14 protein-coding genes are annotated in these 12,475 nt (G+C 38.4%); all 14 read left to right on the top strand.

From position 1 onward, the window contains the following. Positions 1-2: 2 nt before the first annotated feature. The 14 genes from JMN12_RS11310 to sufC all read left to right on the top strand — a co-directional run bounded on the left by JMN12_RS11310 (position 3) and on the right by sufC (position 12,461). Entirely contained in the window at positions 3-1,871 is a 1,869-nt protein-coding gene (locus tag JMN12_RS11310) for a M1 family metallopeptidase (RefSeq protein ID WP_203139239.1), read from the top strand. 185 nt (positions 1,872-2,056) lie between these two features. Beyond that, on the top strand, positions 2,057-2,761 hold the full coding sequence (locus JMN12_RS11305) for a hypothetical protein (RefSeq protein ID WP_203139237.1): 705 nt from the start codon (positions 2,057-2,059) through the stop codon (positions 2,759-2,761). Positions 2,762-2,819: 58 nt separating this feature from the next. After that, positions 2,820-3,137 (top strand): hypothetical protein, encoded by a 318-nt coding sequence (locus tag JMN12_RS11300; protein WP_203084430.1) that lies wholly within the window; start codon positions 2,820-2,822, stop codon positions 3,135-3,137. Positions 3,138-3,151: 14 nt separating this feature from the next. Continuing rightward, positions 3,152-4,474: an ATP-binding protein gene (locus JMN12_RS11295; RefSeq protein WP_203139234.1), complete on the top strand. Its 1,323-nt coding sequence runs from the start codon at positions 3,152-3,154 to the stop codon at positions 4,472-4,474. Between the two features lie 105 nt (positions 4,475-4,579). After that, entirely contained in the window at positions 4,580-5,137 is a 558-nt protein-coding gene (locus JMN12_RS11290) for an RNA 2'-phosphotransferase (protein WP_203139231.1), read from the top strand. 6 nt (positions 5,138-5,143) lie between these two features. Beyond that, positions 5,144-6,079 carry a hypothetical protein gene (locus JMN12_RS11285; RefSeq protein ID WP_203139230.1) on the top strand — a complete coding sequence of 312 codons (936 nt, stop codon included), beginning with the start codon at positions 5,144-5,146 and terminating at the stop codon, positions 6,077-6,079. Further along, entirely contained in the window at positions 6,076-6,270 is a 195-nt protein-coding gene (locus JMN12_RS11280; protein ID WP_009750900.1) for a hypothetical protein, read from the top strand. Before JMN12_RS11285 ends, JMN12_RS11280 begins: the two co-directional genes overlap by 4 nt. Position 6,271: 1 nt before the next feature. Beyond that, positions 6,272-6,970 carry an SMI1/KNR4 family protein gene (locus JMN12_RS11275; RefSeq protein ID WP_203139228.1) on the top strand — a complete coding sequence of 233 codons (699 nt, stop codon included), beginning with the start codon at positions 6,272-6,274 and terminating at the stop codon, positions 6,968-6,970. A 69-nt stretch (positions 6,971-7,039) separates the two neighbouring features. Continuing rightward, on the top strand, positions 7,040-7,702 hold the full coding sequence (locus JMN12_RS11270; RefSeq protein ID WP_203139226.1) for a hypothetical protein: 663 nt from the start codon (positions 7,040-7,042) through the stop codon (positions 7,700-7,702). A 70-nt stretch (positions 7,703-7,772) separates the two neighbouring features. After that, positions 7,773-8,297 carry a hypothetical protein gene (locus JMN12_RS11265; protein ID WP_203139224.1) on the top strand — a complete coding sequence of 175 codons (525 nt, stop codon included), beginning with the start codon at positions 7,773-7,775 and terminating at the stop codon, positions 8,295-8,297. 286 nt (positions 8,298-8,583) lie between these two features. Then, positions 8,584-9,369: an SDR family NAD(P)-dependent oxidoreductase gene (locus tag JMN12_RS11260; RefSeq protein ID WP_203139222.1), complete on the top strand. Its 786-nt coding sequence runs from the start codon at positions 8,584-8,586 to the stop codon at positions 9,367-9,369. Positions 9,370-9,470: 101 nt separating this feature from the next. Further along, a complete protein-coding gene (locus JMN12_RS11255) occupies positions 9,471-10,415 on the top strand; it encodes a hypothetical protein (RefSeq protein ID WP_203139220.1) in 945 nt (314 codons plus the stop codon). A gap of 131 nt (positions 10,416-10,546) precedes the next feature. Then, complete coding sequence (locus JMN12_RS11250; RefSeq protein ID WP_203139399.1) at positions 10,547-11,323, top strand: SH3 domain-containing protein; 777 nt, start codon at positions 10,547-10,549, stop codon at positions 11,321-11,323. A gap of 397 nt (positions 11,324-11,720) precedes the next feature. Continuing rightward, positions 11,721-12,461 (top strand): Fe-S cluster assembly ATPase SufC, encoded by a 741-nt coding sequence (gene sufC / locus JMN12_RS11245; RefSeq protein ID WP_203139218.1) that lies wholly within the window; start codon positions 11,721-11,723, stop codon positions 12,459-12,461. Positions 12,462-12,475: the final 14 nt, after the last annotated feature.

Below are 12,475 nucleotides of genomic sequence, written 5' to 3'. Positions count from 1 at the left end.
TGATGAAAAAAATGCTATTAGCCCTTTGTGGCTTCGCTTTTGCGCTGAAAGCAGGCGCACAAGACAATCCTTGGCAACAACAAGCTGATTACCAAATGGACGTGACAATGGATGTGAAAACCTTTCAGTACAAGGGCACTCAAAAACTCACGTATACAAACAACTCCCCCGACACTCTTCGCGTGGTATTCTACCACCTCTACTACAATGCTTTCCAACCTAATAGCGAAATGGATAGCAACTTGCAAGCCCTCCCCGACCCCGATAGACGTATGGCTAACAACGTAGGCACTAAACAAAAACCTATCTACGAGAGTAGAATTGCCAAACTATCACCTTCGGAAATAGGCTCTTTGCGCATTACAGCTATGACTCAAGATGAACAAAAAGCGACTTTCACTCACGAGAGTACTATCTTGAAAGTTACCCTCCCCTCCCCTATCCTCCCTCATAGCAAAACAGTACTCGATATGACTTTTGAAGGTCAGTTACCTGTGATGATACGCCGTGCAGGGCGCAACAACCCCGATGGTGTAGCTCTTTCAATGGCACAATGGTACCCCAAAATGGTAGCTTACGATCACCAAGGTTGGCATACCACCGAGTACTTAGGACGTGAGTTCTATGGCGTTTGGGGCAATTTTGATGTGAAAATCACTCTCGACAAAACCTATATGGTAGCAGGTTCAGGTATACTCCAAAACGCCAATGAAATAGGCTTTGGCTATGAAGATGTAGGGGTGAAAGTTCCTGCGCTACCTAAAAAAGCTAAAACCAGAACTTGGCACTTTGTTGCAGAACGCGTACACGATTTCACTTGGGCTGCCGACCCTCAGTATGTACACGACAAACACCAACTTGCTGATGGTAAAACTATACACTTCTTCTACAAAAAATATCCTGAAACTTGGAAACGCATTCAGCCTGATATGCTGAAAGTGTTTGATTATTTCAACAAGCTCATCGGTGCTTATCCTTGGCCTCAATACTCTTTTATCCAAGGTGGTGACGGCGGTATGGAGTATGCTATGTGTACCCTTATGGTAGGTGGTGAAAAATACGAAAAATTAGTAGGTACTGCCACTCACGAACTTGCCCACGCTTGGTTTCAGCATCTTTTAGCTACTGATGAAGCAGCTTATCCGTGGATGGACGAGGGCTTTACTTCATATATACAAACCCTTGCCGAACAGAAAGTTTTAGGGCTTGTCCCTCAAAACGCATATCCTTTTGAAGATGCTTATGAAGGCTACCTCAATTTGGTACAATCGGGTTTACAAGAGCCTACTATCACTCATTCCGATCGTTATGCAACTAACTACGCTTATAGCATTGCCGCTTATTACAAAGGTCAGTTGTTTCTCACCCAGTTAGACTACCTAATGGGTAATGAGGCGCTACTAAAAACTCTCAAACGTTACTACCACGAATTTGCTTTCAAGAACCCTACTCCTAACGATTTTATTCGCATTGCCGAAAAAGTATCGGGTTTACAATTGCAATGGTTCCTCAACGAGTTTATGCAAACCGACCACGTAGCTGATTACGCTATCGACAAGGTGACTGCTAAAGGTAATAAAACTACCGTTACCCTCAAGCGTTTAGGCAGATTACCCCTCTCTATTGACCTTTTTGTAACTGATAAAACTGGGAAAACTCAATATGTATATGTGCCTTCGCGAATGACTTACGGCGAAAAACCAAACACTTATCCTGATTACTCTCGCCTTGTGCTCCCTGCTTGGGGTTGGGGTAACCTCACTTACACTTTTGAGCTTGATATGCCACTGAGTGATATCCAAAGCATAGTGTTAGACCCTAACAACAGAAGTGTGGATATCAATAGAGAAAACAACGTGTTTAAACAATAGAATTTAAATAATAATCAAAGGTTGAAGGTGGTGTAAAGGAAAGCAAAACCATTTTTCAACCTTTGATTTTTTACTAAACTTTTGACTTTTAAGAAGAATATAACGAGACATTTCGATTGAAATAATTAAAACTATAAAAGATTCTTTCTTAGCAATAGACAAACAAATATTTGACTGAAAACACAATGAAACACCTCCTATTATTCTTTTGCTTGGTTACAGCCCCTATATGGGCGCAACAGACGAAAACTATACACGTTTTGGTAGCCCTCTGCGATAATAAGTATCAGGGCATTGTGCCGGTACCCAAAGGAATTGGCAATGGGCAAGATGCCGATAGTAACCTTTATTGGGGTTGTGGTTATGGCGTGCGCACTTATTTTAAACGCAGTAAGGAATGGAAGTTTGTAAAATCGGAAAAGCCTTATAGTGATATTATTTTGGAGCGAGTAACCTTTAAGCACGCTACTAAAAACTATACGCTCATCGCCGATGCTTACGATGGTAAATATATCAAAACTTGTACAGAAAACTTCTTGAAAAATGCCGCTGCTGGCAATGCCGATTTGATTGCGTATGTAGGACACGACGGACTGATGGATTTCCAACTCAACACTGCTTATAAAAACACTGACGGCAAGACACGCGATGTGATTATCTTAGCGTGCTATAGCAAGCGTTTTTTTGAGCCTCACCTACAACACGCAAAGGTAAATCCGCTAGTTTGGACTTCAGGATTGATGGCTGCCGAAGCCTACACTCTTCACGATGCACTTACGGGCTATGTGAATGGTGAAAGCGATGAACAGATACGCCTGCGTGCAGCTAAGGCTTATGCTAAACACCAAAAATGCAGTGAGAAAGCAGCGAGGAACTTGTTTCGGAAATAGCTGTTAAATAGCGAGTAAAAGCTAAACCCTAATTTCTAACCCCTAAATAACTATCATTATGTATTTTGCAAACACTTGGCACAAAAGTTTTAATTTTGTAATCACTCCTGAGGAGTTTGAAGCGGTATTCAGTAGAGATGATTATGAGTTTGTAACTAGCAATATGCTAGTAGATATAGACTATATCAGCACTGAAAAGTATCCTATGTATGCCATTTTCAAGGATATCATCAAGCAGATTAAGAAAATCAGTCATAAAGCAAAGATGATGAAAGGAGAGCAATTGCTCAAACCCGATTTTTGGATTTCCGACAAGGCAAAGGAGCAAGTAGGGAGGAACTATTACTTACAGCAAATGGAATTGGTGTTTGTTTAAAAAAATAATAAAAAATGCAAGAAACACAAAACATAGAATATAAACGTTCTTGGCGTGATGAATACCTCAAGTGGATTTGCGGATTTGCCAATGCCAATGGAGGAACTATATTTATAGGAAAAGATGACAAAGGAAATACTGTAGGGGTAGCTGAAGCTAAGAAACTATTAGAGGATATTCCTAACAAAGTAAGAGATGTTTTAGGCATCTTAGTAGATGTAAATCTACAAGAGACTGCAGAAGGAGATTATCTTGAGATAGTGGTAGATCCTTATCCTAACCCTGTGAATTACAAAGGGCAATATCATTACCGTAGTGGTGCTACCAAACAAGAACTTAAGGGTGTTGCCTTGGACAAGTTTCTGTTGCAAAAACAAGGGAAACGCTGGGATAGTGTAACTATTCCTAAGGTAGCCATAGCCGATTTGAAGCAAGAAACCTTAGCTTTTTTCAGAGAAAGAGGTATCAAGAGCAAGCGTCTGCCGGATAGTATTCCGCAAGATGATGTAGCGCAACTTTTGGAGAATCTAAACCTTATAGAAGAAGGAAATTTAAAACGGGCTGCCCTATTGCTTTTTCACCCTAATCCTGAAAAATTCATTACTGGAGCTTATGTAAAAATAGGATACTTTCAGCGAGAAGCAGATCTTGTCTTCCAAGATGAAGTACACGGCAACCTAATTGAACAAGTAGAAAAGACCATCGAATTGCTTTTTACCAAATATATAAAAGCAATTATCAGTTATGAGGGAATCCACAGAGTTGAAACCTATGAATATCCTAAAGAAGCTGTGAGAGAAGCCCTTTTGAATGCTATAGCACATAAGGATTATTCAGGACTAACCCCTATACAAATAAGAGTATATCGGGATAAATTAATGATATGGAATGAGGGTACTTTACCTGAAAATTGGACACTTGAGAAACTCTTGCAATCTCATTCATCACGTCCTTACAATCCTGATATAGCAAATGCTTTCTTTAGATGTGGATATGTAGAATCGTGGGGACGTGGAATTCATATAATGGCAAAACTTTGTCAAGCACAGGGGCTTCCTCAGCCTTTTTACAATATAGATGGCTCTGATTTCTGGATTGAGTTTAGAGATCTTTTTAATGAACAAGGATTGATAGAAAGAGGGCTTAATGAAAGACAAATAAAAGCAGTTCTATATGTAAAAGAAAAAGGTGAAATTACTAAAAAAGAATATCAAGAACTTAATAATATTTCAGTCAGAACTGCTGTTTACGAGCTAAAAGAGTTAGTTGAAAAATATAAACTTTTAAGGATATTAGGTGCTAGTGTAAACACATCTTATATGTTAAAATACAGTTAAAAAAGCGTGCAAAAAGCCTGCAAAGCGCGCAAAAAGCGCGCAAAAAGCCCGCAAAGCGCGCAAAAAGCTCGCAAAAAGCCCGCAAAGCGCGCAAAATATTGAACAATGTCTAAAGAAGAAAAATATAAAAAAGAGAGCAAGTTTCTCAGTTTGGTACTGCGACACCACCCTGAGGCGATTGGTATTACTCTCGACACTCACGGTTGGGCTGAGGTAAATATGCTCATTAAGAATATGAAGCGTAAATTCCCAGTGTTCAGTCTTAAAATATTGGAAGAAATTGTCGCTACCGATAGCAAACAGCGGTATGCTTTTAGCGAGGATAACACAAAAATACGTGCTAATCAAGGACATTCACTTGCCGTGGAGTTAGAATTATTGCCCCAAACACCTCCTGAATGTTTGTATCACGGCACTGCCAGCAGGTTTGTAGAGAGCATTCTCAAAAGCGGACTCCAAAAGCAAACCCGCCAGTATGTACACCTCAGCATTGATATAGCAACCGCAACCAAAGTAGGTGCGCGACACGGCAAGCCCGTCATTTTTAAAGTAAATACAATGGCAATGTATGAGGCAGGGTATGTTTTTTATCTCTCTGCTAATGGGGTTTGGCTTACAGATGAAGTACCACCAAAGTTTTTAGACCTAATCGTTAGTAATTAAAACACTATGCAAACAGAAATCATTTGGAAGAAACAGTTTAAACAATCGTCTGCTTTTAATATTACCCCTATAGCCGACCCTTTTAACCCCAATTGCTTTTATGTAGGGGGCGGAGCTGAAGATGATTATGGAAAATATACACGCCTACGTCGGTTGTCGTTTGCTACAGGTGAGGAAGAAGCCTCTATATCTTTAAAAAACAATATAAAGGAAATATACTTTACTCCCGATGCACAATTCATATTAGTTCTATCTGACGACTATTTGTTAAGAATACAACGTGAAAACTTGCTTATCACCGATATGTATGATAAGAATTTCCCTAAAACAGCCAGCTGTATAGCTTTTAATCATCAGCCTATTTTTTTCTTGATGAATTCTGCTGATAAAAATCTCTTTGCTTTCAATTGTATTGAAGGCACTAAAAAAAGGAAAGTAACAAAGGTAGAGGGGTGTTTATCTCTTGATTTTGAAGATGAGGAGCACCTCCTTATCTATGCTCCTACAGCAATACAACGTTACGATTTGGTAAAAGATAAAATAGAGATACTTTTCAATACTGCCCCTTATAGGTCTGTAGTGAAAGATAGTAAAGGCAATATTTATATGAATTTATGTGATAACAACAGAAAACTTCTATTTATTATCCGTAAAATGGCGCCCGATGGTACTTATGAAGATTATGATTTAAGTCCTTTCAATATAAAATTTGACAATTTCAAACTTTCTAAAGACGAAAAATATCTCTTTTTAATGGATTGTTACGAAAAAACAAATACTTTTTGTAAGTTTTCATTAGAAAATAATGAGATAGCAAGTAAATTCACATTGCCAGAAAGCGAAAGACTCTTAATGTTCTTTGAGCAACAACAGCTTATACTCACTAAAGAAAAAGATAACTTTCAAATGAATTTTATTGGTAGAAAAATAATTAAAGAATGAAATTATTCAAGCAAAAAACGTGGCAGTTTGAAACCTCGGGAGTAGAAGGCGAGGTAAAACTATTTGGCGTAAATATCTTTGACTACAAATGGCAAGAAACGGGAAAAGTAGTGATAAACGGCGAAACACACAGCTTTGTAGCAGGAGAGTTTAGCAATATGATATGGGGCTTTTATTTATTGAAATATTAATATGGAAAACATCAAAAAACTATACAATCTCACACCAAAGAACTGCAAAGGCTTCTCGGAAGCACAGTTGTTAAAAGCTGAAAAACGCTTACACATCACCTTGCCTGAGGAGTTCCGAGCGTATTACTTACAGTTAGGGGCAACGAAAATGGTAAACCAGTCGTTTAACAGTTTAGCAACGCCCCAGCAGTTGTACTTTGCAGGGGATTACCTTTGCTTTTGTGAAGAAAACCAAGGAGTGGTAATGTGGGCAATCCGCAAAGAAGATTTAAACAACCCCAATCCGCCCGTTTGGGGAAATTACGGCTCAGAAACCGACCCAGATTGGGTATTAGAAACTCAAACACTCTCCGACTTTTGGCTGTACATAGCTATTTACAACGGTGTGATGGGAGGCTTGCGTTACAATGCTAATGCAATGGGCGGTTGGAAAATGGAAGACTTTGAAGTACCCACAGAAGCAGTTGCCCATATAGAAAAACAATATACCGAACTCACCTCTCTCAGTTGGGAAGGACAACGCACCTTTACCGATACCGATTTTCAAATAGTCATTACCCTTGCCATACATCAAGACTCAAACCGAGCCACTGCTATTTTTACAGGTAGCACTCAACAAAAGTTATTTGATACTCTTTTAGACGCTATGGAAAACTTTGGCTTAGAATGGGATTACACTTCCTATGATGATGAGTCGTAGCACGACAGGCAATTAGATATTTTGGTAAAGTTAAAATTATATAGCTACTAAATTAACTAAATTAACAATATGACCGAAGCAGTAGCAAAACACATCAAAAAGCTCCATCAGTTGGAGAAAAAAGGCAATTTGGAGGTAGAAGACCTCTTAAAAATCCTCAAAACACCTAATAAGGAATACATTACTCCCTTGCGAGAAATGGTAGCGCAATACGATTGGCAACCACTGAACGATGAGCTTATTGTGCCTTTCGCCTCGTGGGTAGATGCCCTTTGCATTTATTTAGAAGAAGGGGTACAAGGCTTGGTAAAATCAATACACAAAACAAAAGATTTCTTTAGCATTGTTTTTGGAGTATTAAAAGAGCTACCCATAGAGGAATCACTCCCTGCTTTTTTGGAAATTGCCCAAAATTTTTCTTCTAAAATCACCGATGATCAGCAGGATTTTGTAAAAGAATACACCTATGGACTTTGTGATATATCACACCAACTCAAAAGTGAAAAAGTGAATAAAAACCTTCACGAGGCTTTTGTACCTATCTTAAAGCAGATCATCAGCTTTGCGCAGTCTAAAAAAGACGAAGTGCTAATGTGTAGTGCTGCTGTATGCTTTCAGGCGTTTGGTGACAAGAGTGATATCCCCTACCTCAAAGCACTCCCTTTTACAGAAGCCTATTACAAAAGCACAGGCAAAATCATCATCAACAGAATAGAAAAGAAATACAGCTAATGTGCCTATTGGAAATTTTGCTAATCTACTAATTTTTCACTACCTTTGTCCCATTCTAAACCCTAAACAAATGCAAACACTTAGAAAAGAACTACGTCCCGATTTTGCTACTGCTGAAAAACTCTACCCTCTTGTACTAAAACGCTTAGAAGACTATGAAGCCTTTTGGGATGCCCAAAGTGAAGACACTCCCGAAGAAGTATTTGACAAAGAATACAAGGCAATGGAGCAATACCTGAGTAAACTCACGGGTAAAGACCTTTCCGATACTTGGCTATGGGAATGGTGGGAAGGCAATGGTATTGAGGCTTTTGCCTTTGATTTGGCAATGCCCGACCCTATAAAGCACAACAACCTCACTCGTGAAGATATCGCTGCTTTTGTACGTATCATCATAAACAATGAATTTGAGTGCGAAAACGACTTTCAGGAGGAGTTTATGCCTTATATGTTTTACAGCGATGGCTACTTCTTTCAGTTTTTAGAACTCAACTGTCCGCATTTTGACCCTTCTGCATTCAATACCACCAAGGATAAAGAGGGTAAGTATCATGATCCTACTGTGGAGGGGGTGATGAAAAAAATATGGAGGTAGGTGTCAGGTGTCAGGTGTTAGGGGATAGGATATAGGGAATAGAATTGACAATTAATCTTAAATAACGTCAGTTCAATATAACAGAACATTGATTTACAGATTTGTAACATAATATATTCACAAAATAATTCACCATCAGGTGAAAATTCGTGAGATAATATAAAGTAAAAGTTTTTTTTTACAATCCTTATTTCGTGAAAATTCGTGAAATTCGTGGGAGATTTAAAACATTTTGCTGATTATTTAATAATTACTTACGTCGAACTCACGTTAAAAATCTAAACAAATGGAACTAAATCGTATCAAAGGAAAAATTGCTTTTATCTCTGGTGCCAGCAGTGGGATAGGTAAAGCCGTAGCCGAAAAACTGGCGCAAATGAGCGTAAACCTTATTCTCTGCGCCCGTCGGGCTGAGGTATTAGCAGAATTGAAAACCCAACTCGAAAAAGAACACACTATAGAGGTCATTACCTTAGCTTTCGATGTGAGAAACTACCAAGAGGTGGCGAAAAATATCCAATCCTTACCCGAAAAATGGCAACAAATAGATATCCTCATCAACAATGCGGGCTTGGCAATAGGATTGCAACCCCTTCACACCTACGCCATTGAAGATATAGACCAAATGATTGACACTAACATCAAAGGGTTTACCTATATCGCCAACAGTGTGATTCCGCTAATGATTGCCACTAACAAGGTGGGAACGATTGTAAATGTAGGGTCGGTAGCGGGAGAAATAGCCTACCCTAATGGCAGTATTTATTGCGCGACCAAGTTTGCAGTAAGAGCCCTCAGCGATGCAATGCGCATAGAGCTAATGGACAAAAATATAAAGGTAACCAACGTAAAACCAGGGTTGGTAGAAACCAATTTCAGCAAGGTGCGTTTCAAAGGCGACCAGCAGAAAGCGGATAATGTATACAAAGGCATCACGCCCCTATATGCCGAAGATATTGCCGACACTATCGCCTATATCGTCAATCTGCCTGACAAAATTCAAATCACCGATATTACCGTCACCCCCCTCCACCAAGCTGATGCTATTCACGTACACAAATTAGCAAATTAGTTAATTTAGCAAAGTTGATTGCTCTGATAATTAATTATTTTCTGGATTATGTTACAACAAAAAACATTATCTTTGCTCCCTAATTTAATAAAAAAATCGTTATGAAGAAACTGTTAATCTTAGCAAGTCTTGCTCTCATTGGAGTTGCTTGCCACAAAAGTGATGATGACAATAACAACAATAATAACAATAACAACGCCCCTGACCCGTGGGAAGAAAAGGTTATATTGCCTACTAAGTACATCATAGAATATTCAGCAGATAGTTCCACTGAAATGGTTTACACCGTAGAGGATGGTTTTATCAAAGATGCAAAAGAGTATGAAATTTCTGGATCAGAACGAAAGGAAGTCAAACATTTGATGATTACCCCCCTAAAAGGTAAAAAGCTTCCTGCCAGAATAGATATTGATAAAGATGGTATAGCCCAAGAAGTTGTAGAATTCAGCTTCAACGACCAAGACCAAGTTACTGAAATTAAAAAAAGTGAATTAGGAAAGTTTTCTATGTCTATTACTTTTGAATACAAAGATGGGAAGCTAAGTAAATTTGCCCCTATCCCTTCAGTAGTCTACAATCTTACCTACCCAGACGCCCATACTGTGGTGGCAACAGGTGATTCTGGATACGACACATATACTTATACTTTTAGTCCAGAAGGCAACTTGATAAAGAAAGTATACGATAATCTCACAAACGGAGTAGTTTCTTTTAGAAAGACCTATCTATATGAGTATGACCTGCAGAAGAAAAACCCCAAGAGAAACTTGCAAATACAACTTATCACGTTAGCAAACACTCCTTTAGAAAATTACACCTTTTATGAGCTTTATGAAGCCACTAATAGCAAAAACCTTGTAGTGAAAGTATTCGAACGAACCCAACAACTAAAAGACTCTGACAATCCCAACTTAGGACTTACTACAGGTAACCCATACTTAAGTACAGAATATAAAAATGAAGCTAATAATCCGCAAGGTTACGCTACTAAAATTACCAAAGTGATGGACGGAAATGATGGTACTACCGAGAAATATGAGTACTAATACAAAAAAACTTGTAACTCGTGCGAAGTGAAGGCAATTTCTACGAAAATATCTCTCGTCTGCTACAAAGTCACCTGCCTTATATAAACAACGAGGCACAAATGTAACCGTAACTTTTGAACAAGCAAACAATGACTAAACAAGAAAAAGATTTCAGCGACCTCTCTCAAAAACTCCTCACCACTACCGATGGCAGTGAGTCATATTTTGCGTTAAAAAAGAACAAAATTAATATCATAGTAATGAAACGAATCCTTTTAGTACTATTATTCATAAGTCATTGCAGTTTTGCACAAGTAAAAGACTTTTTTGGCATTATCAAAGATAACGATGGTTATGTAAATATTCGTGAGAAAGCTAATATCAAAAGTAAGATTATTGGCACACTTAGCAATAATACAATGGTTTATATTGGTGAAGATCCTATTGGCAATTGGCTTAAGAACGAAGATAACGGATATATCTATAAAGATAGAGTACAATGGATACATCATTTTAAAGCAATTCCATCAGTTGGAGGAAATGAATACTTAGATATTTTTTCACAAGATGGCATTGAAGTAAAGGTGGCAACTCAAAAGTTCAACAAAAACAAACATAAAATTATTTATACTAAAAAGTTTGGTGTTACTAAAATAGACGGATTTGACCCTTATGGCGTTGATTACGACCTTCCTAAAGACGAATATAAAAGTATTGAAGTAACCATTAACGGCAAAAAAGTTGATTTTCCTAAAAAGGCTTATAGTGATTTGCTTGATCCTTTGTCTGCCATAAAAGTTTATTACGATAAAGATAATGATGCTTTATACATAGTAACAACAGGCGGGGCTGGAGCTGCAGAATATGACGTTTGTTGGCAGATAATAAATGGTATTTACAAAGACAGAAAAGTAGGCTCTTTCTAATTTTAGTGCAAATCTATGTGTTTGCACGACTTTTCTAACAGCTTTTGTAACATTCTATGCAAAGTGAAAATTAAAAACAATGACTAAACAAGAAAAAGATTTCAGCGACTTCTCCCAAAAACTCCTCACCACATGCAATTACCATTGTTCCTAAAAAAGAATTGCTCCCTCTTTATAAAGCAGATTACAATGAAATGAGAAAAAGTTTTATATACGGAATAGCTCTTAGTTTTGAAGAATTAATAATAAAATTACAAGAATTGCAAGATAGATTTCATTTGATATCTCAATAATTTTTTCTCTCTCTAACAATTGATAACCAACAACCTTCCACTTAATTTTGCATAATTCAAAATAATATCGGAACTTTGCACCCTTAACGCTAAACTCAATTAAAATGTTAATAATAAAAAATCTCCACGCAGGCGTGGATGGCAAAGAAATCCTCAAGGGGATTGACTTAGAAATAAAAGCAGGTGAAGTTCACGCCATTATGGGACCTAACGGAGCCGGAAAATCTACCCTCTCTTCGGTAATTGCAGGCAACGAAAACTTCGAGGTAACTGAGGGTGATATCCTCTTAGAAGGCGAAAGTCTGTTAGAAGATGCCCCCGAAGAGCGCGCTCACAAAGGTATCTTTATGTCTTTCCAATACCCAGTGGAAATCCCTGGTATATCAGTAACGAACTTCATCAAAACAGCTATCAACGAGAGCCGCAAAGCAAAAGGACTCCCCGATATGCCAGCTGCCGAACTCCTCAAAAAAATACGCGAAAAAGCAGCCCTTTTAGAAATAAACCCCGACTTCCTCTCTCGCTCCCTCAACCAAGGATTCTCTGGCGGTGAGAAAAAACGCAACGAAATCTTCCAAATGGCAATGCTCGAACCCAAAATTGCTATCCTCGACGAAACCGATTCTGGTCTCGACATCGATGCTCTTCGCATTGTCGCTAATGGGGTGAACAAACTCAAAAACGAAAACAACGCAGTACTCGTTATCACCCACTACCAACGCCTCTTAGACTATATCGTCCCCGATTATGTACACGTGCTTTCCGATGGTAAAATCGTAAAAACAGGCAACAAAAACCTCGCCTTAGAATTGGAAGCCAAAGGTTATGATTGGTTGAAAGGATAATGATGAATTACGGT

This window comes from Capnocytophaga genosp. AHN8471 (assembly GCF_016806945.1).
GTDB classification, from domain to species: Bacteria; Bacteroidota; Bacteroidia; order Flavobacteriales; family Flavobacteriaceae; genus Capnocytophaga; species Capnocytophaga periodontitidis.
The sequence above is the reverse complement of the archived record's forward strand: the minus strand, read 5'-3'. Positions and strand labels throughout refer to the sequence as shown.